13 protein-coding genes and 1 pseudogene are annotated in these 24,209 nt (G+C 31.5%); 10 read left to right on the top strand and 4 right to left on the bottom strand.

The genetic code is table 11. From position 1 onward, the window contains the following. Window positions 1–11 precede the first annotated feature (11 nt). The 3 genes from GQ593_RS05460 (at window position 12) to GQ593_RS05470 (ending at window position 7,118) form a co-directional block, all read left to right on the top strand. Window positions 12–4,133, top strand: coding sequence for a CDP-glycerol glycerophosphotransferase family protein (locus GQ593_RS05460; protein ID WP_160431140.1), 4,122 nt, complete (start codon window positions 12–14; stop codon window positions 4,131–4,133). 39 nt (window positions 4,134–4,172) lie between these two features. Continuing rightward, window positions 4,173–5,042, top strand: coding sequence for a protease HtpX (gene htpX, locus GQ593_RS05465; RefSeq protein ID WP_160431141.1), 870 nt, complete (start codon window positions 4,173–4,175; stop codon window positions 5,040–5,042). 138 nt (window positions 5,043–5,180) lie between these two features. Continuing rightward, complete coding sequence (locus GQ593_RS05470) at window positions 5,181–7,118, top strand: peptidase U32 family protein (protein ID WP_160431142.1); 1,938 nt, start codon at window positions 5,181–5,183, stop codon at window positions 7,116–7,118. A 137-nt stretch (window positions 7,119–7,255) separates the two neighbouring features. Here the strand turns inward: GQ593_RS05470 and GQ593_RS05475 are convergent. Beyond that, a pseudogene (locus tag GQ593_RS05475) lies at window positions 7,256–8,617 on the bottom strand (phage/plasmid replication protein, II/X family). Between the two features lie 56 nt (window positions 8,618–8,673). Here GQ593_RS05475 and GQ593_RS05480 point away from each other — a divergent pair. The 3 genes from GQ593_RS05480 (at window position 8,674) to GQ593_RS05490 (ending at window position 11,558) form a co-directional block, all read left to right on the top strand. Next, entirely contained in the window at window positions 8,674–8,865 is a 192-nt protein-coding gene (locus tag GQ593_RS05480; protein WP_160431143.1) for a hypothetical protein, read from the top strand. Window positions 8,866–9,750: 885 nt separating this feature from the next. Then, window positions 9,751–10,464, top strand: a complete 714-nt coding sequence (locus GQ593_RS05485; protein WP_160431144.1) for a helix-turn-helix domain-containing protein — start codon at window positions 9,751–9,753, stop codon at window positions 10,462–10,464. A gap of 50 nt (window positions 10,465–10,514) precedes the next feature. Then, on the top strand, window positions 10,515–11,558 hold the full coding sequence (locus GQ593_RS05490; protein ID WP_160431145.1) for a YdgH/BhsA/McbA-like domain containing protein: 1,044 nt from the start codon (window positions 10,515–10,517) through the stop codon (window positions 11,556–11,558). A 67-nt stretch (window positions 11,559–11,625) separates the two neighbouring features. On the opposite strand, the gene hrpA is transcribed toward GQ593_RS05490, so the two are convergent. Beyond that, window positions 11,626–15,501 (bottom strand): ATP-dependent RNA helicase HrpA, encoded by a 3,876-nt coding sequence (hrpA, locus tag GQ593_RS05495; protein WP_160431146.1) that lies wholly within the window; start codon window positions 15,499–15,501, stop codon window positions 11,626–11,628. Between the two features lie 76 nt (window positions 15,502–15,577). Here hrpA and GQ593_RS05500 point away from each other — a divergent pair, with 76 nt between their 5' ends. The 4 genes from GQ593_RS05500 to GQ593_RS05515 all read left to right on the top strand — a co-directional run bounded on the left by GQ593_RS05500 (window position 15,578) and on the right by GQ593_RS05515 (window position 21,457). Next, the gene (locus GQ593_RS05500) at window positions 15,578–15,997 is read left to right on the top strand and encodes an META domain-containing protein (protein WP_160431147.1); all 420 of its coding nucleotides are present in this window, start codon (window positions 15,578–15,580) and stop codon (window positions 15,995–15,997) included. 346 nt (window positions 15,998–16,343) lie between these two features. Then, window positions 16,344–17,756, top strand: coding sequence for a pyruvate kinase PykF (gene pykF / locus GQ593_RS05505; RefSeq protein WP_160431148.1), 1,413 nt, complete (start codon window positions 16,344–16,346; stop codon window positions 17,754–17,756). Window positions 17,757–17,865: 109 nt separating this feature from the next. After that, window positions 17,866–19,932 (top strand): polyphosphate kinase 1, encoded by a 2,067-nt coding sequence (ppk1, locus tag GQ593_RS05510; RefSeq protein ID WP_160431149.1) that lies wholly within the window; start codon window positions 17,866–17,868, stop codon window positions 19,930–19,932. A 1-nt stretch (window position 19,933) separates the two neighbouring features. After that, a complete protein-coding gene (locus GQ593_RS05515; protein WP_160431150.1) occupies window positions 19,934–21,457 on the top strand; it encodes a Ppx/GppA phosphatase family protein in 1,524 nt (507 codons plus the stop codon). A gap of 81 nt (window positions 21,458–21,538) precedes the next feature. Here the strand turns inward: GQ593_RS05515 and GQ593_RS05520 are convergent, their stop codons facing one another. Together GQ593_RS05520 and GQ593_RS05525 are read right to left on the bottom strand one after the other, a co-directional pair. After that, entirely contained in the window at window positions 21,539–23,002 is a 1,464-nt protein-coding gene (locus GQ593_RS05520) for a DASS family sodium-coupled anion symporter (protein WP_160431151.1), read from the bottom strand. Between the two features lie 220 nt (window positions 23,003–23,222). Further along, on the bottom strand, window positions 23,223–24,194 hold the full coding sequence (locus GQ593_RS05525) for an FAD:protein FMN transferase (RefSeq protein WP_160431152.1): 972 nt from the start codon (window positions 24,192–24,194) through the stop codon (window positions 23,223–23,225). Window positions 24,195–24,209: the final 15 nt, after the last annotated feature.

Consider the following 24,209-nt stretch of genomic DNA (forward strand, 5'->3'; position numbering starts at 1 on the left):
TTTAAAATTCTATGTCTATAGTAAAAAAATGGAAAAAATTAAAAAGGGACCCAAAACTTTTTTTTTGGGATATGTATCAAAAAAGAAGTAAATATGTAATAAAATATAAACCATCAAAAAAATATAAGACTGAACAAAAATTTACTGTAGTATCTGCAGTCTATGGTGTTGATAAATATTTAAATGATTATTTTGAAAGCTTAGTGAATCAAACTATTGGATTTGAATCACATATAAATTTAGTTTTAGTAGATGATGACTCTCCAGATCGGTCTTCAGAGATTATTCAAGGATGGATAAAAAAATACCCTAATAATATTACTTACATTCATAAAGAAAATGGTGGACAAGCTTCTGCACGTAATTTAGGTATGGATTATGTAAAAACCAAGTGGGTTAGTTTTATTGATCCTGATGACTTTGTTAGTTTGGACTATTTTGAAGAAATAGCTAAAGTAATTGATAAAAACCCCAAAGATACGGGATTGGTTAGTTGTAATTTTATTTTTTATCGTGAAAATAGTGATCAATACAGTGATTCACATCCATTAAAATACCGTTTTACTAAAGGAATTACATGTAATTCCAATTTTGATTTTGGTAAAAACATAGTAATGTCAGTTAACTCAGGAATATTTTCTACAAAAGTAATCCTTGAAAATGATTTATTTTTTGAGCCTAGGCTGAGACCTTCGTTTGAAGATGCTCGTTTTGCTTCAGAATACATATACTATATTAAATCATCAAAAGTGATTTTCTTACCATCTGCTAAATATTATTATAGGAAAAGAGAAGATGGTTCATCGACTTTAGATACATCATGGAATGATAAACGTAAATTTTTAGATGCTTTAGAATATGGTCCAATTTTTGTTTTAGAATTCTACAAAAAAAAATTGAAACAAATACCAGAATTCATACAAAGACAAGCTTTATATGATTTTGCTTGGATTTGTAGACATTTACTCAATAATCCTAACCCTCTAAATATTTTGAGTAACTGTGAAAAAATAAAGTTTTATGAAAATGCTGAGAGAATTTTATCTTTTATTGATATTAAAACAATTTTAAATTTTGATTTGGCTGGAATTTGGTTCCTCTATAAAGTAGGTTTACTAGGATCCTTCAAAGGTATAACTGATATAACTCAGATAGCATATATTGAAAAGTATGATCAAACTAAACAAGAAATTTTGATATCGTATCACAGTTATAGAGAAAGTGATATTTCTATATTGTTCGACAATAAAGATACAATACCGAAATATCAAACAAAGAAAAAGCACACATTTGGCGATAGATATTTTGTAACAACGTATAAATTGTGGGTTGGTTTGCCAGATAAATTTAGCAAATTTGAAATCAAATTTAATGGTATTCATTCAAAAATTTTCATCAAAGGAACTTTTTTTTATACAGGTGTTTCTCATCAAGAAATGATAAAACATTTAACTTATTTTGTTCAAAAAAATAAAAGAGATCATTGGATTCTTATGGATAGAGATACTAGAGCAGATGATAATGCAGAGCATTTGTATAGATATATTAGATCTCAACATCCTGAGCAAGATATTTACTATGTATTGTCAAATAAATCTCATGATTGGAAACGTTTAAAAAAAGATAATTTTAATTTGTTAAGTTTTGGCTCATTTGAACATAAAAAATTATTAAAGACAGCATCAAAAGTAATTAGTAGCCATATTGATAAATATGTTAATGACTATTTTTCTGATGGCTCAATGTTAAACCAACAATTTATATTTTTACAACATGGTGTTATTAAAGATGATTTATCAAACTGGATCAATACAAAAAAAAATATAAGTTTAATGGTTACTAGTACTGAAGCAGAGTTTAATTCCATCGTATTTGATAATAAATATTATTTAACAAATAAGGAAGTAATATTAGCAGGTTTAGCTAGGCATGATGCTTTGTTTTTGCAAAAAAACAAATTTGAATCAAATAATAAGACTGTTTTAATAATGCCAACATGGCGTGATTCTATTTTACCGAAAGCAAAAGCAGATTGTTCAGAGCGAGATAGAAACCCTGATTTTATATCCACCGATTATGCTATACATTGGCGAAGTTTTTTGCATAACGAATTATTGAAAAAAATAACAAATGATGGAATAAAAGTTATTTTTGCTCTTCATAAAAACATAGAACCATATTTAGATGATTTTAATATTCCACCTTATATTGAACAATGGCATTCTGGAAGCTGTAGCATTCAAGAATTATTTTTAAAGTCAACACTACTTATAACTGACTATTCGTCAGTAGCATTTGATATGGCATATTTAGAAAAACAAATTGTATATTATCAATTTGATGAAAATGATTTCTTTTCAGGGAAACATACTTTTTCAAAAGGTTATTTTGATTATAGGCAACATGGTTTTGGCCCTGTTGTTACTACAGAGGATGATTTAATTAATGCTTTAAAAACTATTACCAAGAATGATTTTTCTATTGAAGAACCGTATTTATCGAGAATTAGGAATGTTTACCCTTATAGAGATGGAAGATGTTGCGAAAGAACTTTTGATGCAATCAAAGCATTAGATAAACAGTCTGAAGGTTCAGAGATAATTAATTTTACAATTTTAGCAGATTTTATGTTAAGGGCGTACGAAGAGCAAAATTGGCCAATAGCAATTCAACGAGCAAAGCTATTATTATCAGGTAATGAAGAACAAGTAGAAGTTGCCCAGCTTGTCTTATCTGAGGCAAGCTATTATCAGAGAAACCCTTCAATATTTCTTGCTAATGTTAATAAAAATAGTATTAAAAATGAGAAAATTAAAGCATTTCTTTTTATGGCTCAGGAAGAGTGGGAAAAAGCTTATAAAATTTGGAGTAAATTGATAAATAAATCACATTCTGATTTATTTTATCAGTTAATATGTTGTTACCACAGTAACTATGCTTTTGAAATTCAAAATGAGTATTTGCAACACTTTAATAATTGTGATAAAAAAATATTATATTTAATTAATGCATTAGTATTTATATCTAATGAAAATTGGAATGGAGCTATAGAACAATTACATCTTTTACTAAAGAGTAATGTAACTGAATTCTTTTTAAAGAAATATTTCCCAGAATTAATTTTGGCTGATGTGTATAGAAAAATTAATAAACTAGATCACAGTCAAGAACAATTGGTAAATTTTGAAAAACATGCTACTGACAATTTTGAATACAAATTACAAAAGGTTAAGCTAACTTTAGTTAAAAAAGACTATTACAACGTGATTTCCTATTTAAAGAAAACATTTAGTAATAATTTTATGATAATTCCTAATTCGGCTTTAATTAATTATATTGAAGCTTTAAAAATGTCGGCAAATTGGGAAGAAATTGTAGATTTCTCTAAAGTATTATTGAAGAAAGATGGATATTGGAAAGTTATTGCACAACAAATGTTAGCTGAAGCAAGTTATCGCAAATATAAAATATCTTTATTTATTAATAATGTAAATCAAAAAATTGAGAATATTAAAGATGAAAAAACCAAAGCGTTTCTTTTTATGACTCAAGAAAAGTGGAACGAAGCTTATCAATGTTGGGAAAAAATTACTAATAAAAAAGCAACAGATCTCTTTTATCAGTTAATTTGTTGTTATAATCTTCAGAATTCTTTTTATGCAATAAAAATTAGTTCAGATTATTTAGAAAATGATTTATTTGAACAAAAAGAATTATATATATTAAATGCTCTTGTCTATATTACACAACAAAAATGGGAAGATGCGATTTCTCTGCTTAATCATTTAATAAATTCTAATATATGTAAATATTTCTTAAGAAAATATTTACCACAATTAATTTTGGCTAATATTTTTCGTAATTTAGGAGAATTCGAAAAATCAAATAAGTTATTATCTGAATTTGAACAACATACGCCAAATGATGTGGAGTGTCATATACAAATGGCAAAACTGGCTCTTTCACAGAAAAATCACCAAAAAGTTATAAGTTTGCTGAATAAACTATTTAATGATAATTATAAGTCAATGCCACCATCAGTTTTAGTTGATTATATTCAAGGGTTGACTATGTTAGTAAATAATGAGATGGAAAATTTAGAGAAGATTATTGAATTTGCTAGTAAAAAGTAAATTATTTTTGAATTATCCCCCCAAAATGAGGACACTTACATGATGCGAATTGGATTATTTATTCTAACTAACTTAGCGGTTATGTTAGTATTCGGAATTATTCTAAGTATTTTAGGCGTTGATGCGCATAGTACTTTAGGATTACTTATTTTTGCAGCAATCTTTGGTTTTGGAGGATCTTTTATATCTCTTCTATTATCTAAGCGAATGGCTTTGCGGTCAGTAGGGGGACAAATCATAACTCAACCTAGTAATAGTCAAGAACAATGGTTAATTGATATTGTTCGTCGCTTATCAACAGAACTTAATATAAAAATGCCAGATGTTGCTATTTATGATGCTCAAGACGTTAATGCTTTTGCGACTGGTGCAACCAAAAATAGCTCTCTTGTTGCGGTAAGTTCAGGTCTATTAAATACTATGACCCAAGATGAAGCTGAAGCAGTCATTGGTCATGAAATGAGCCATGTCGCGAACGGTGATATGGTTACAATGACTTTATTACAAGGTGTACTGAATACTTTTGTTATTTTTATTTCACGAACTTTAGCGTCTGTTGTAGCACAAGCACTAGATGATCGCAATCGAGGCTTATCACAGTTAACATATTTTATAATAGTTATGGTATTTGAAACGGTCTTTGGTATTTTAGCTAGTCTTATCGCAATGTGGTTTTCTCGTTATCGAGAATTTCATGCTGATGCGGGTTCGGCTAAATTGGTCGGAAACACAAAAATGATTGCCGCTTTAGAAAAACTCAAAACTAGCTATGAGCCAAACGAAGATACTTCAATTTTAGCATTTTGTATTAATGGTGCTAAAAAAGCGAAATTTTCAGAGTTATTTATGTCTCATCCTCCCTTAGAAAAACGTATAGAAGCCTTACGAAACAATACTTACCAAAGTTAGTGTTAGCTAAGCTATAACAATATTTATACGCAAACGTATACTTACCTGAAACTTTTTGACAAGCATTAGGGAATTAATAATAATGCTTGTCAAATAAAGATTAAACTATCAAAAAGTTACATATTTTAAGAGTTCATCATGCCATATCATAATACCAATAATAAATTAGAATTACTTAGCCCCGCTAAAAATATTGAAATTGCTCAGCAAGCCATTTTACATGGCGCAGATGCTGTGTATATTGGTGGACCGAGCTTTGGTGCTAGGCATAATGCTGGTAATTCCATTAGCGATATTGCTCAGTTAGTCGAATTTGCTCATCGTTATTATGCAAAAGTGTTTGTAACCTTAAATACCATTCTTCACGATAACGAACTTGAACCAGCAAGACAACTTATATGGCAGTTTTATGATGCTGGTATTGATGCGTTAATTGTGCAAGATATGGGTATTTTAAATCTGGATATTCCCCCGATAGATTTGCATGCTAGCACTCAAATGGATATTAAAACACCTGAAAAAGCCAAATTCTTGTCTGATGTTGGTTTTTCACAAATAGTATTGGCTCGTGAACTTAATTTAGCTGAGATAACCAAAATTAATGAGCAGATTGATGCAAAAATAGAGTTTTTTATACATGGTGCACTTTGTGTGGCATTTTCGGGACAGTGTTATATCTCTCATGCACAAACAGGGCGTAGTGCGAATCGGGGAGATTGTTCCCAAGCTTGTCGGCTTCCTTTTACCTTAAAAGATGATCAAGGCCGTATTGTTGCTTACGAAAAACATTTATTATCAATGAAAGATAATAATCAATCGGATAATTTGAACGAATTAATTCAAGCAGGTGTGAGATCATTCAAAATAGAAGGACGCTATAAAGACATAAGTTATGTCAAAAATATTACCGCTTTTTATCGTCAAAAATTAGATAATATTTTAACCCAATCTCCTAATCTACAACCAGCATCAAGTGGTCGAACAGAATACTTTTTTACACCAGATCCTAACCGAACATTTCATCGAGGAAGTACAGATTATTTTTTGCATGGAAGAAAGCCAAATATAGGCGCTTTCGATTCGCCTAAATTTATTGGCTTGCAAGTCGGAGAGATAATTAAGGTAACTCCAAAAACTATCGACATTAAATCTGAGAAAATATTAACTAATGGAGATGGTTTAAATGTACTAATAAAACGAGAGATTTTTGGATTTAGAGCCGATAAAGTTGAAAAACTTTCGGTCAATCAATACCGAATTTATCCAAATGAAATCCCTAAACCACTTTTGTCAGTTAAATTACCTTATGTGGTTAATCGAAATCTCGATCACATGTGGCAACAAAATTTATTGAAAGAATCAAGTAATCGTAGAATTGGCGTGTCATTTGAACTACATAATATCAAAAACGGGATTGAGCTAATAGCAAAAAGTGAAGAGGGGATTTGCGTTAAGCAAGAACTAAATGGGGCATTCGATCTTGCAGATCAACCTGATAAATCATTAAAAAACATGATCGATAATTTATCAAAATTAGGACAAACTATATATTATCTAACTAATTTTGAAGTGAATTTATCAACCATTTATTTTATTCCAAGTAGCCAACTTAACCAATTTAGACGGGATACTATTGATAAATTGACTGCCACAAGATTAGCGAATTATCGTCCCCAAAAACGTAAACCTGAACAAAAGCCAGCTCCAATTTATCCTGAAAATCATTTAAGCTTTTTAGCCAACGTTTATAATCATAAAGCAAGAGAATTTTATACTCAACATGGGGTTGAATTAATCGAGAACGCCTATGAAGCACATGAAGTTAAAGATGATGCACCATTAATGATAACAAAACATTGCTTACGATTTGCGTTTAATTTATGTCCAAAACAAGCAAAAGGAATTCAGGGTGTTAAAACCAAAGTTACACCAATGAAATTGATTCAAAATAATGAAGAATTGTTGTTAAAGTTCAATTGTAAAGCTTGTGAAATGCAAGTATGGGGTAAAATCAAAAAACATATTTTAAAAATGCCACTTTCTGGTAGCGATGTTATTTTTATGACAAAAAATTAAAATATCAAATAAAATTATGGTTATAAATAATGTATTTTATTTAACATAATATACATTACGCGCACCAAGATAAACGTACGTGAATTCTATAGATGCAACCAACAAAATCATGTCGTCAATTTAAATTCACTTAATCATTAAACAGCCTTTAAATATTCCAAATTTTTCATATCATCATAAAATGATGTCGGTTCAACGTACCAATCTGGACGCTGATGACTAAAATCGATATTAATAACCCTGCAAAGAGGAATTACGTTATTTTTTTGTTGTTGTAAGTTTTGTAATTGCATTTTACTTAAACCGATCGACAATAAGTCATTTTCATATCTATAAAATGACATGCGATTCATTGAGTTCTTAACGAATTGATAACCGTCATTTAATAATGATCGATAAAATGCATAAATTCGATTAGCTTTTGAATATGAAATTTTTCCTGTTCTAGTAATAGTAAAATAACTATCATTTAATAATGTTCGTATACGTTTATCATCATAAATATTCATTTCTGCGCCTTTCACTGCTATCAAGATGTCATTAAATGCTGTCTGCCATAATTCTTTAATAATATTAATGCCATTGTTTTGTTTATCTTGTTGATATTTAATAAATTTAAATAAATTTCTAGGTATATTATGCTTTTCTAAATAACTATGCTTTAATCGTGCTTCAAATCTAACGCATTTTTTAGCCCAATCAATGAGGTCAGGATTTGATAAAATTTTGATTTTTCGTTGTAATAAATGATCTTGAGGTTTAGATAATGATAATTTTTCTAATTCTGATAATTGATTGATGACTTCGTAAAATTTAAGATAAACTTTCAATGATTTAAGTTGGCTACCTGTATTCCATTCTACTGTAGTCTGATATTCTCTGTTATAACGTGATTTTTTTGTTTGACCATTAGTAACATTTTTCAATGAATCAATCACTTGTTGAGCTATTAGCTCATTATCAACATGAGCCGAATAAGTAACATCAATCCAGTCTAAATTAGTGTTAGAAATATCTAATAAATCAAACAGTTTAGGCATACCATACGCTAAACCGCTCAATAATTCAGTTGCACATAATTCTAAATTTTCAGAACCAAAAACATTATGACCTTATAATAATTTGGCAGGACTCGCCTTTATCTCGACGCATGGCTTCATAGTTATAGAGCCAGCATGGATTTTCACCGCTAAACTTGCAAAACTCGACGGTAAAGATTCAAATGGATGATTAAGATCTCGAACCTGCAAATCACCATCAATACAAAATTCAACAGTACGAGCACCAAGAGCACAACCCGATAATTTACAAATTTCCATTAAATCGACATATTGCCCATAACGACCACCAACATCATCGTGTGATTTTGTTTGCAAAACAAACTTATTTTTAAAAGGTATTCGTAATAGCAATAAATCAATCATATTTGCATTAATGCATACACTTAAACAGTAATGCAAAATTATCATAAATAAACGTGCATGTAAACACTCAAGCATTAAAATATGAATGATGATATACAATATTGCATACAAGCAAACATAAAGGGGTAAAAATGACAACACCAAAAAGAACAAGTTTAGCAATCAGCGCAGAAAGAAAACTTAAAATTGAAAGATTAGCTGTAGATTTAAGTTATAAAATAGGAAAATCAGTGTCGTGGACAGAATTAGCCACATACATTCTAGATAACTACGCAAAAGATGCAGTACAAGACATTATCCATTCTGATAAAAAAATAAAATAACGATTATTTTTTAATCGAACATACCCAAAAATCTTCAAAAAGCGACAAACGGAATTGTATAAATAATAATCTATTTGTAACATATTGTTACAAGGTTGAACTATTATATATAGTTCAACCTTTAAAAAGGTGATAAAACTATTTCGTCACTTTTCAATAAAATAAAAGGTAAATATTTATGAATTATTACAAAGAAAATTTATTCTAACTATTCAAAAAGTTAGGAGAAATTATGTTAAGGCTAAAAAAACAATATTTAAAGAGTTATATAATTAAATGTTATCAACATGAAATTAAATATTATCCGTGTGTTCATAATTTCATATATAAGAAATTTAGCACTAAACAAGAAAAAAGTGCTTATTTTCTTCATATGATTGAATATAAACAATATAAATTAAAAATCAGAGCATCAAGAGGAAGCAATATAGCAAATGCATGGGACGATTACCAATCAGATGTATATAAGATGTTAAAAAGCTGGAAATATAACTCAAAAAGAAAGAAACAACACCATAACTAAAATAAGATCGCATAATCTGCCGTTATGCTAAATTCTTGACTGTTAGCCACCTGCGGTGGCCAACATTATACAGCCTACGAATTAAACATAACGGCATTAACATTATGCGAACCACGATAAACGTACGTGAATTCTGTGGATGTAAGCCATAAAATCATGCCGTCAATTTAAATTAAGCTACCAAACCCACTAACCCTATAATTAATCTACAAATTAATAATACATAAACAATAAAATCAATAAAATCAATGCGTTAAAATAATGTATATTATGTTAAATAATATTTAATGTTAATGAGTGATTTTTGTTTTATTATAAAATATGATAATCTAATAAATTATGATTATTTCTTTTTGGTTAATATGCAAAATATTTTTAAGACATTACGTTCAAAAAGTTATTCTGTTCCATGTGAATTATGTAGTATAGGCTCTCTGTGTATTCCCATGATGCTCAACAACAAGCTAGATGGCATCTTAAATCGCAAGGTATCTTATAGCAAAGACGAAATTGTAGTTAAAGCTAATACACCATTTACCAAATTCTATATTATTCATGCAGGTGCATTTAAAACCTTTGTTACAACGACGGATAATCATCAACAAATTAATGGTTTTTATTTACCTGGTGATATTGTTGGTTTAGATTCAATTTCAACAAAAGTATATAACAATACGATCCAAGCGCTTAGCAATACACAGGTTTGTGAGCTTCGTTATGACGAATTAATGTCACTTGTTGATAATCAAAAAAACATTAGAGACATGGTATTTAATTTACTAAGTTCTGATATTTATAATTATCAAAAATTAGTATTATGCTATTCACAAAAAAAAGCGGATGAACGATTAGCAACATTTATATATTCGCTCTATCAACGTTATGAAAAAAGAGGACATTCTTCATTAAATATTAAACTGATGATGAGTCGAGCTGATATTGCTAACTATTTAGGCTTAACAATTGAAACGGTTAGTAGAAATTTCTCAAAATTTCAGGAGCAAAATATTTTATCAGCTAGAGGAAAATATATATTTATTAAAAACTTAAATGCTTTAATAGATTTAGGCAACTAGATTTATTTATGTTAAAATAATCGCAATACTATATTGTAAGGTCTTAATATATGACAAGTTTAAAGAAAACATTTATTCTAGCAACTTTGGCTCTCACCCCTCTTTCTTCGTTTGCTGCCCAACAACTAACCGAGCAACAAGCTAAAGATTTGCAATCATTTAAAAGCATAACTATCCGTGGAGCATTTTATACTGATAATGACTATGTTTTGGCAATGTCAAAAGCGGCAGATAAAGAAGGTGCCGCTTCTTTTTTTATAACAACCACTAATATCAGCCCTTCTAATGATACTTTACGCATTGTCTACGCTAAATTATATAAATCTGATGCACCTAAAGCTGAACAGCAAGTAGAGAGTTTTCGCAAATTCGAGGGGATATATGAATATCCTAAATCTAAAGCCATACGTTTAGAACCTTTTAATATTGTGCGTATCCGCGGCTATTTTCCTAATGAATATGATATGAATCAAGCAATTGCAAAAGAAGCATCGGCAAAAGGTGCTTACGCCTTTTATATCGATTCACGTTCTGAGTTAGGTAGTAATATACAAGTTGCTGCCTATTTATTTAAAAAGGATGCACCTGAACGTAAACTACAACCAGAAAATGCTATTCCTTACGATTCTGAAGCAGGCCAACAAGCTCTAGCTAAAGGTGGTGATGATGCAATGCAAGTTGAAAAACCAGGATATTATTCTCCATCAGCGTTTAATGAAAAGTTTTATGCAGATAAATTTAATAATAAAGTAAAAGTTATTGATCAATCTACTAATAAAACGAAAACTTCTGCAGCAACTAGTATCCATGCATCTGAAGTTGCTACGGTTGCAGCAGAACCGCAACGTGTCAATCGTTACACTGTCACTTTGTCGGACGGGCGAAAAATTCAAGAATTAAATGATGCAACTGCGGCTAAAATGGTGGCATTTGATACAATTAAGTTCAGAGGTTATTATGTCACCGATCAGGAAATTTCTTATCAGGCAGGTAAACGAGCTATTGATGCTGGAGCCAAGTATTATCATATTGCTAGAGTAGCGCATGATTCAAATGGTCCGAATATAACTGTTTTTGTCGATCTTTATCGATAAACTCTAGATAACTGGGCGCATAAGCGCCCTATTTTTTATCACACAAATACCTTCATTCAATCAACAGTTATAGCTCAGATTTTACTTTGTCGATTTGTTGCTTAATACGTTTTACTGAAATTGGATATGCAGTACCTAACTGCTGAGCAAATAGATTCACTCTAAGTTCTTCAATCATCCAACGGATATTTGTTACTTTTTCTTGTGATTTTAAGTTTTCTGATAAGCTATTCACCCATTTTTCATATTGAACTTCAACTTCATCAATTATATTCATCGACTGCCTATCTTTAGTGGTATTCAACATTAGTTTTTCAATTCTTTTTTCAATCGCCAATAAATAACGATTGATATCTGGTAGTCTTTTATAGCTTGATTGTGCAACAAAGCCTTTATAAATAAGATGATCCATTTGCTTTTTTATATCAGATAAAGCAAAAGCTAATGATATGTCAATTCGCCCCTTTAATTTTTTACCGATGTTGTAATATAACGTCAAAATGGACTCAACTGCTTTGGCAATATCAACCACAACATCATTAATATGACTTTTGGTATAATCCAATAATGCCTCATAATTATCTTGGTTTTGAATTACTTGACCATTTTTTTCAATCAAATAGTCAACACCACAGGCAATGCAGTCATCAATTAAACTCAGTACCGTACCAAAAGAATTGAAGTATAAGCCTAATTTAGATTTATTTGGTAATTTTTCATGTAAGTACTTGATTGGCGATGGTATATTGAGTATAAGCAAGCGTCGTAGCCCTAGTTTTGTAAGTCTTTGTTGCTCATCTTGATTATCGACTAACTTAATGCTTACAGAATGTTGATTATCAATGATTGCTGGATAAGCTTTAATCGTATAATTTTTATGATTTTCTTCATAAATATTAGGCAAGGAGCCGAAATTCCACTCTGTTAAATTATTTTGTTCAATTTGAACCGTTTTCTTAATTGTTAAAGATGAAAATGCTTGTTGGAGTTGATTTTTGAGTTCTTCTTTTAGTAAAACTAGGTCTTTACTTACAGCAATTTCTTTATTATTACTATCAACAATGCTAAAAGTCATCTTCAAATAGTCAGGGATTTGATCCAATTGCCAATCTTCAGGGGCAACTTTTACACCTGTCATTTTGTGAAATTCGGTTTCTAAACTTTCAAGTAAAGGTTGATTCGTTGAAATACCTCTACTCAAAAATGCATCAGCATAGTTTGGTGCTGGAACAAAATTTCGGCGCAATGATTTAGGTAATGATTTAATTAATGCAATAATTAAATCTTTTCTAAAACCAGGTACTAGCCAATCAAATCCCCTATTTTTGATTTGGTTTAATAGATTAAGAGGTATTTTTATCGTGACGCCGTCACGTTTATGTCCGATATCAAATTGATAACTTAGTGCTAATTTCAAATTATCTTGATTCCAAAAATCAGGAAAGTCATTTAAATTAACCTGTTGTGCCGATTGTTTGATCAACATTTCTTTCTCGACATTAAGAAAATCAGGATCTGATTTCTGTTTTTGTTTCCACCAAACATCAAAATGTTTAGATGACACAACCGATTTATCAATTCGCTTTTCATAAAAATTAAAAAGTTCATCATCATCTATTAAAATATCTTGCCGGCGAGATTTATGCTCAAGATTTTCAACTTCATTAATCAATTTTTTATTTTTTTTATAAAACTGATGGTTGGTAAACCAATCACCTTCAACCAAAGCGTGACGAATAAATAGAGAACGACTTAATTCAGGATCTATTTTACTATAATTCACCATTCGACTAGCAACAATAGGTAAACCAAATAATGTCACTTTTTCATTTGCAATAGTTGTCCCCCGTTTTTTAGACCACTTTGGTTCATTATAACTATATTTCACCAAATGTTTTGCTATGGGCTCAATCCATTCTGCTTCAATTTTAGCCACTGTCCTTCCCCATAGCCGGCTGGTTTCTATCAGTTCACTAGCGATACACCATTTAGGTTGATTTTTGAAAAGTGCCGAATTAGGAAAAATTGCAAATTTAATATTTCGTGCCCCAAGATACTCATGCTTTTCAAGTTCTTTCATTCCGATATGGGATAATAAACCGCTTAGTAATGAAACATGTAATGAATTATAATCTGCTGCTTTACTATTTATAGGGAATGCTAATTGTTTAATGGTTTGTCTAATTTGTGTATAAACATCTTGCCATTCTCGAATCCGAAGGTAGTTTAAAAATTCTTTCTGACACAATCGTCTAAATTGATTTCCGGATAATATATTTTGTTGTTCTTTAATATAATTCCATAAATTAATTAAAGATATAAAGTCAGATTCCTTATCAACAAAACGACGATGTTTTTCATCCGAAGCTTGCTGTTTATCAAAAGGTCTTTCTCTAGGATCTTGGATAGACAAAGCTGCAGTAATTATCATCACTTCTTTAGTACAACCCAATCGCCTTGCTTCAACCAGCATTCTGGCCAATCTTGGATCGATGGGTAATTGCGCTAAAATTCGTCCTATTTCAGTTAAATGATATCGATAATGTTTAATAAATATTGCACCAAGTTCTTCTAACAATCGAATGCCATCACGAATATATTTTGCATCAGGCGCTTCAACAAAAGGAAATGCTGCAATGTCACCTAAACCTAACGAGGTCATCTGTAATATCACCGATGCTAAATTTGTACGTAAAATTTCAGGATCGGTAAATTCAGGACGAGATAAAAAATCTTGTTCATCATATAACCGGATGCAGATTCCATCTGAGGTTCGTCCACAGCGCCCTTTTCGTTGGTTGGCTGAGGCTTGAGATATCGGTTCAATCGGTAAACGTTGAACTTTAGTGCGATAACTATAGCGACTAATCCTAGCTAAACCCGTATCGATAACATATTTAATTCCAGGCACCGTCAACGATGTTTCTGCCACATTTGTTGCTAGAATTATTCGCCTTTTAGTATGCGACTGGAAAATCCGATTTTGTTCTGATGCTGATAGCCTTGCATATAATGGTAAGATATCAGTATGACGAAGATCCAATTTATTAAGTGTATCGGCAAGATCTCTAATTTCTCTTTCACCAGTTAGAAAAATAAGTATATCACCATCGCTTTCAGCTGAAAGTTCATCAATCGCATCTACGATGGATTGAAAATCACTACTTTTATCGTTGCAACTATCCTCTCCATCTATTATTGAGGGACGATATCTAACTTCAACTGGATAGGTACGACCAGACACTTCAATAATCGGTGCTTGGTTGAAATGTTTAGAAAAACGTTCCACATCAATCGTTGCCGATGTAATTATGACCTTCAAGTCTGGACGTTTAGGTAATAATTGCTTAAGGTAACCTAAAATAAAATCAATGTTTAAGCTACGTTCATGAGCTTCGTCAATAATAATAGTATCGTATTGTAATAAAAGTTTATCTTTTTGAATTTCAGCAAGCAATATACCGTCAGTCATTAATTTAATCAGTGTTGTTTCACTAACATGATCAGAAAATCTGACTTTGAAACCAACTAATTGTCCTATTTCTGTTTTCAATTCATCAGCAATACGATTAGCCACTGAACGCGCGGCTAACCGCCTTGGTTGGGTATGACCTATAAATCCCTTGACGCCTAAGCCCAACTCTAGACAGATCTTAGGAATTTGCGTGGTTTTTCCTGAACCTGTTTCGCCGGCGATTATGACCACTTGATGATGCTTAATTGCATCATAAATTGTTTGTTTTTTTTCAACAACAGGTAAATTATCTGGAAAATCAATTCTTTTTGGTAATGAATCTATTCTAGCTTGGTAATGTAACTTAGCATTTTGTATGGCTGAATCTATATTAGTTATAGTTTGACTTTTCCGGGAAAATTTTATTATTTTGTGCTTATCTAAGAAAGTCATTGAATCAAGGTTTTTTAATTGGTTTTGAGATAACATAGAGAGTCATATATTTTTAATTAACGTCATAATTAGGTTTAATTATAGCAAATTTAACCTGTCATTAGGAGTTCATATGAAAAAAACATTATTGCTAATTTCGCTATTTACTGCTGCTTTAGTTATGTCTGGATGCTATGAATCGAGTAAGTTACAAGATACTGATCTTATGCATCACCGTTTCGTATTAATTAATGCAAATGGTCAGGACATCTCTTTAGATGAGCAAGCTGAACTTATATTCGGTGAAAAAATGACAATCACAGGCAAAATGTGTAACCAGTTTTCAGGTCAAGTTATTTTAGATAAAAGCCACATTAAAGGTACAGGTGTTGCAATGACCAAAATGCTTTGTAATGATATTCAATTAAATCAATTAGATCATGTTATTCAACAATTAATTACTGACGGTGCAAAAATCAATTTAACCAATAATCAATTAACTTTGAAAAACAACAAAAATGAACTCATTTACCAACTCAAAGATTTAATGTAGTTCAAACTTTTTATTTTTGTGCTCATTTTAGCAAAAATACATTTATGAATGTTGCTATTGAATTATTTTATAAACAAAAAAATTTATTTAGGATAAAAAACTTTATTTAAAATACTGTTAAGAATATAATAAGGACAATTTTTAAAGGATTTAACTTATTGATGAAATTATCATACTCTTCAAATGCTTTATGTGATTTTTGTGGCTATTTAAAGCTGCATAGAAGCCTTTTAACCAACTCTACCAATGCTCTGCCATTGGTTTTTTTTTGCATAACGTTGATTTATAGAATTTTTAAATAGAATCAAAACATTAACATTAAATAAATTACAAAGTAGATATTATTATGAAAAAGACTAAAATTGTTTGTACTATCGGACCCAAATCTGAATCAAAAGAGATGTTAGCAAAATTGTTAAACGCAGGCATGAATGTTATGCGTTTAAACTTTTCTCATGGAGATTATGAAGAACATGGCAACCGTATTAAGAACTTACGAGAAGTCATGCAAGAAACTGGATTAAAAGCGGCGATCATGCTAGATACCAAAGGGCCAGAAATCCGTACCATTAAATTAGAAGGTGGTAATGATGTATCACTTATTGCTGGTCAAACATTTACTTTTACAACAGACAAGAATGTTATTGGAAATAGTGAACGAGTAGCAGTTACATATGATGGCTTTGCGCATGATCTGAAACCGGGTAATCGTGTACTTGTTGATGATGGTTTAATTGCAATGGACGTGATTGAAATCAAAGGTAACGAAGTTATCTGTACGGTTTTAAACAACGGGGAGCTTGGTGAAAATAAAGGTATTAATTTACCTGGCGTTTCAATTAAATTACCAGCACTAGCAGAAAAAGATAAAAACGACCTTATTTTTGGTTGTGAACAAGGGGTTGATTTTATTGCAGCATCATTTATTCGTAAACGTTCTGATGTTGAAGACATTCGTGCTCACTTAAAAGCGCATGGAGGCGAAGATATAAAAATTATCTCTAAAATCGAAAATCAAGAAGGTTTAGATAACTTTGATGAAATTCTTGAGGCTTCCGATGGCATTATGGTTGCACGTGGTGACTTAGGTGTTGAAATTGCTGTTGAAGAAGTTATTTTTGCTCAAAAAATGATGATCAAAAAATGTAATAAAGCTTCTAAACCAGTTATAACTGCAACACAAATGCTTGATTCAATGATCAAAAATCCACGCCCTACTCGTGCTGAAGCTGGCGATGTGGCAAATGCAATTATTGATGGTACAGATGCTGTTATGCTTTCAGGCGAAAGTGCTAAAGGTAAATATCCACTAGAAACAGTCAATGTCATGGCGACTATTTGTAAACGTACCGATGGTACTATTCCTGCTTCTTTGGAATTAACAACTAAAGAAGAAAAATTAAGTATAACCGCGGCTGTTTGTTGTGGTGCTGTAGAAATTGCTGAACGTCTAAATGCGCCATTAATCGTTGTTGCAACACGTAGTGGTAAATCGGCTCGAGAAGTTCGTCATTATTTTCCAAGAGCCCGAATTTTAGCGCTTTCATCAAGTCAAAAAACGGTTAATCAATTAGCTGTTACTAAAGGTGTTGAACCAATTTTAATTGATTCAATCAATTCAACTGATGATTTTTATCGTTTAGGTAAAGAGATGGCGGTAAAAGTATGTGGTTTACAACAAGGCGATATTATTGTGATGGTGTCTGGTGCTTTAGTACCAAGTGGAACAACTAACACAACTTCGGTTCACCGTATTTAAATCTTAAACTTTTAATCGATATAAAATAAAAAAGCTAGCTATCTGCTAGCTTTTTTTTTTACTTAAGTTATTCTGTATAGAATATTTTGCTAGAGTTTGAAAAACTATAATGATTGAAGAAAAAGTATATTTACCTAAAGAGCTCAGCTGGTTATCTTTCAATCAGCGAGTTTTACAAGAGGCTGCAGATAAAAGCAATCCGCTTATCGAACGAGTTCGTTTTTTAGGCATATACTCCAGTAATCTTGATGAATTTTATAAAGTCCAGTTTGCTAACTTAAAAAAATATGTACTTATTGAACAAGAACAAGTGCATTCTTCATCTAATGCTAAAAGTCTATTACGACAAGTAAATCAAAAGGTCATTCAATTGGAATTACAGTTTGATCAACTTTATAATGAATTATTGTTAGAAATGGCCAGAAATCAAATCTTTTTGATTAACGAAAGACAGCTTTCGGCTTATCAAGAAAATTGGATTAAGAATTATTATAAACAAAATCTGAGGCAGTATATTACCCCTATTTTGCTTGATAGTCATACAGAATTGATTCAATTTCTAAAAGATGATCATGCCTATTTGGCTGTAGAAATAGTTTGTGAGAATAATATCAGTTATGCATTACTTGAACTTCCAACTGATAATGTTTCTCGTTTTGTACTACTACCGTCAGAGGTTTCAACTAAAAATAAATGCATCATCTTTTTAGATAACATATTACGATATTGTTTATCAGATATTTTTAAAGTGTTTTTTGATGCCAAAGAATTAAATGCATATTCAATTAATATTAATCGAGATGCAGAATATGAGTTGAATACTGAATTAGATAGCTTACTTGAACTTATGTCTCAAGGTTTAAAACAACGCTTAACGGCACAGCCAGTACGATTTACTTATCAAAAAGATATGCCAAAAGCATTATTTGAATTGTTAATTAATAAATTACGGTTAACTGAACAAGACACAATGCCTGGTGGACGCTATCCTAATTTTAAAGATCTTGTTAAATTTCCTGATCTTGGGCAAAAAAATTTATTAAATAAGAAAATACCAAACCTAAGTTACACTCGATTTAAGCAATTTCGAAATGCGTTTGATACGATTAAAGATCGAGATGTTTTACTTTATTACCCCTATTACTCTTTTGGTCATGTTTTAGAAATCATGAGGCAAGCTTCATTTGATCCATCTGTTACGCATATTCGAATGAATATTTACCGAGTTGCCAAAGACTCTCGCTTTATTCATGCCGCGATCAATGCTGCAAATAATGGCAAAAAAGTTACCGTAGTTGTCGAATTACAAGCGAGGTTTGATGAAGAAGCAAATATAAAATGGGCAAAACGGTTGATTAGCAGTGGTATTAAAGTTATCTATTCACAACCCAAACTTAAAATCCACGCTAAATTATTTTTAATTGATCGTAAAGAACGCGATCAAATAGTTCGTTATGCTCATATTGGTTCAGGTAATTTTAATGAAAGAACTGCAACCATTTATACCGATTTTTCGCTATTAACAGCAGATCCAGCAATTACAGATGAAGTAAAAAAAGTATTTAATTTTATTGAAAACCCATTTAAACCCGTATCATTTAACCATTTGCTTGTTTCACCACAAAATACACGATTACGATTTTATGAATTTATCGAACGAGAAATAAATAATGCTAAAGCAGGCAAAGCAGCAGGTATCTATTTAAAACTTAATGCAATAACTGATAAAGATATGATAGATCAATTGTATCGTGCATCTTGTGCTGGGGTAAAAGTTAGAATGGTTGTAAGGGGAACTTGTGTATTAATACCACAAATTCCGAATTTAAGTGAAAATATTACTGTTACAAGTATTGTTGATCAGTTCTTAGAGCATGCTCGTGTTTATATTTTTGAAAATGATGGGAAAAAAGATACTTATATCTCCTCTGCCGACTGGATGCCCCGTAATATTGATAATCGTATTGAAGTAGGCGTGAAAATCTTCGATCCAATAATAAAGTCAACTATCCACAATATATTTGATATACAATGCAATGATAATGTAAAAGCTCGTATTATTGATAAAGATGCAGCCAACAATTACGTACAAAGAGGTAATAAGAAAAAAATCAGAGCCCAGTATGCCATTTATGATTATTTGAAGCAGTCAGAATCTTTTGAAAAAGGACTCTAACATGAATAGATTCAATGAATATGCGGTAGTCGATCTTGGTTCAAATAGTTTTCATATGGTGATTGCTCGTATTATTAATGGTGCCGAACAGATCATTTATAAAAATAAAATAAATATTCATCTCGCAACCGGGCTTAAAACCAATAACGAACTCACTGAATCAAGTATTATGCGAGGCGTAGAGTGCCTTGCGTTGTTTGCTGAACGATTAAATGGATTTCCTCCCGAACATGTTCGTGTTGTCGCAACACATACTTTAAGGGTGGCCAAAAATAGGCATAAATTTTTAATGGCGGCGGCTAAAGTGTTTCCCTTCCCGATTGAAATTATTTCGGGCCAAGAGGAGGCTCGTCTTATTTATTTAGGCACCATGACAGCAGAGTCAACATCACCAACCGATACAAAACTTGTGATAGATATCGGTGGTGGATCTACTGAAATTGCGATAGGCAAAGGGAATGATTTAACCCCTTTAATTGTTGCTAGTCGTCCGATGGGATGTGTAACTTATACCAAACAGTTTTTTTATGAGCAAACAATTGACGCAGTCTCATTTCAACAAGCAAAACTTGCCGCCGAACAGCAAATAGAGAGCATGATCAGTAGACTTAAAAAAATGAATATTACAGCTGCATTTGGTACGTCTGGAACCATTAAGTCTATTTATCATATCTTATTAGATCTTGGTGTCAGTGACGGCATTATCACTCCTAAAAGGCTCGATGATTTAATTAGTTATGTTTTGGAATTTAAAGCCTTTAACGATATTAATTACCCCTCTTTGTCCAAAGAAAGGAAAAAAGTATTTGTCAGCGGGTTAGCTATATTTAGTGGTATTTTTAATGCGCTGGGTTTACAGGCTTTACAATTTAGCCCATGTGCTTTACGAGAGGGCGTATTTTATGAGTTGATTGATCGCCCTAATTACCAAGATATTAGGAAAAACACCGCACAATCACTTTTAGAACATTACAACATAGATCAACGCCATGCAAAACAAGTTGTTAAAACTGCAAAATATTTATTTTCACAATGGCAAAAGCAAGCACCGATTACTATTCCACCCAATCTTGAATCTATTTTATACTGGGCAGCTCAGCTCCATGAGGTAGGTTTAAAAATTAACTTTTCATCCATTCATAAACATTCAAGTTATATTTTGCAAAACAGCAATCTGCCAGGATTCAATGAAGAACAACAATTACTTTTATCTACCCTTGTTCGCTACCACAGAAAATCGATCAATATTGATGAACTACCTTATTTTAGCCTGTTTGAATACAGACATATAATATCGTTAATGCAAATTTTAAGATTGTCTATCCTCATAAATAATCAACGGAATACTGGCATTGATTTACAGGCTATTCAATTAAAATTATTAGAAAATAAACTAGCAAAAATCACTTTAGAAATTAATCAAGAATTTGTTGAAAATAATAAACTGATATTACTTGATTTAGCACAAGAACAAAAATATTGGGAAGTGGTTGACGATTGGAAACTATCAATTGTAATTAGCTAACAATAAAAATTGATATACAGATAAATACCGCCAATTAATATGGCGGTATATACAATAGTTTGTAAAATAGTTTTTTAATCATTATTGACCAAGGCCAATAATCTTCCACCATAAAATACCGATAGTAAATATAATGAGCAGATTTACAACACTACAAATAAACCCAACTTTCCACCAAGTTTTTACAGGAACAAACCCCTCGGCAAATAATAGTGGATTTCGAGCATTTGCAAACTGTGTTATTGACCCAAAATAATTAGTACAAATGACTAAAGCAAAAATTGCAATCAAAGTTGGTACGCCAAGCGCAATAGCAAGCGATAAGAAAACCGGGAATAATGCGGCAATATGCGCGTTTCCACTGGCAAAGAAGTAATGTAAATAAACATAAGCAACACATAAAACGATTATTACAAATATCCAACTGCTTTCCCCTAAATGACCTTGCACCGCACTACCTATTGTATCGCCCAGCCATTTTGTTACGCCAAGTTTATTCACTTGGCCTGCCATCATTAATAACGCAGCAAACCAAATTAATGTGTCCCAAGCCGCTTTTTCACCTTTTATATCATCCCAACTTAATACTCCGGTTAAGATCAATATAGTCAAACCAATAAAAGCTGTGGTCGTTGAATCTATACCAAAGTTTTTACCAAAAATCCAAAATACTAATAATAGCAGTACAGTTCCTCCCATTACAATTTCGTTAATAGTGATTGGTCCCATTTTTGTTAATTCTTCATCAGCTAACTTTGGTGCTTCTGGTGTTTTTTTTAGTTCTGGATTAGTTAAGAAATAAATAACCAAAGGGATCACAATAAATGAAACTAAACATGGCACAATTGCTGCAACAAACCATTGTCCCCAACCTAATGTAATACCTAATGATGTTGTAACTAATTTAGCAGCTAATAAGTTTCCGGTAAATGCAGTTAAGAACATTGCAGAGGTGATATCATTCACATGACTAATCGTCAACATTAAAAATGTACCAATGCGATTTCTTGATTCATCTTTTGGGTTAGAGTTAAAATTGATGGCTAAAGCTTCTGCTATTGGATATATAACACCTCCAGCTCGAGCTGTAGTACTTGGAATAGCTGGTGCTAGCGCAATATCAGTGACAGATAAACCGTAAGCTAATCCCAATGTATTTTTACCCAAAATCTTAACAAGATAATAAGCAATGCGTTTACTTAATCCTGTTTTGATAAAGCCCCGAGCAATCATAAAAGCAATAACAATCAGCCAAATAAGACTACTGTTTAATTCGCTTAGCGAAATTTTTATAGATTCAGTCGCTGTTGCTGCACCAGAAGGTCTTAATACAGCAAAAATTGTGATCGCAAATAGACCAATTGCGCCAATAGGCATTATTTCTGCCACAATACAGGCGATTGTTGCAACAAAAATAATACTGGTTTGCCAACCTTCTTGGCTAATACCTGTTGGCGGTGTTACAAGCAGCCAGAGTATTGCTGAAATTGCCGTAATAATTATGAATGGAAACCATTTTAATGGCGGTTTTTTTACTATATTCATAGTATCTTCCTTTTTATTTTAAATAGTATTTAATAAGTTAATATTTAATTTTGTTACACTATGATACTCACTTCGTACTCCATTATTTGCTCAAGTTTATTGTCTTATATAAAAGCATCAAAAGAATTAATATTTTTAACAAATTTTGAGAAAAACATCCAAAATAAAGCATAAAAATTTAAATAAAATCAATGTTATTCCTAGTTTTTTGATACCAATTTTAATTATAATCTGTGCTGATTGTGTATTGAGTATCAAGCTGTTGAAAAATAAAATTATCAGTATTGATTAATATTATTGTTTTATTTTTTAACAAGAATATAGCTGATAAGTTTTGATGTTTTTGTAAATACTCTCTACTTTTATCAAGTCCCCATCCATAAAAGACAGTCGAATAAATATCGCCTTCCAATGAAGAGTCTGAAATTATTGTCACGCTTTCTAATTCATTGTCTAGTGGATAGCCTGTTTTAGGATTAAATATGTGATGGTAAAGATGACTGTTTTGTATAAAAAAACGCTCATAAATCCCCGATGTGACAACCGACTTGTTTATAACTTTAATAATCCCAGACAGCTTATTTTTAGTTGAAAACGGTTTTCTTAACCCTACATGCCAATAGCCGTCTTCATTAAGTGAGGATTTACCCAATGTTAATACGTTACCACCTAAATTAATGATGCCTTGATACACTTGATATTGTTGTAAAATCAATTTAACAACATCAGCAATATATCCTTTAGCAATTGCACCTAAATCAATTTCCATCCCTGATTTTTTTAAAAATACGGAATGGGTCTTTGCATTCAGTACAATATTTTTAGGATCAGTTAACAATAATTGTTGTTTTATTAACTTGTTAGAAGGTACTTGATAATCTTGGAAGCCAATTTTCCAAAGCTTAACTAATGGACCAATGGCAAAATTAAAGCAACTATTGAAATGTAGGCTGACTTTTTGAGCTTGTTCAATCAAAGAAAACACAGAATGGCTTACTGTAACAGGGTATTGGCCAGCTGCTAAATTAATTGCCATAACTTCTGATAACGACCTATTAACGGTTAATTTATCCTCAAGCATTTTTATGGTTTCAAAAACAGCATGTGCAGCGGCTTTATTAGGCTCTAATAGCGTTAATGAAACCGTTGTTCCCATTAAAGTTTGAGTATATTCATAGCTAGTACGTACCATACTAAACAAGCTCAA

The sequence above is a fragment of the Gilliamella sp. Pas-s25 genome (assembly GCF_009795885.1).
In the GTDB taxonomy this organism is placed as follows: Bacteria; Pseudomonadota; Gammaproteobacteria; order Enterobacterales; family Orbaceae; genus Gilliamella.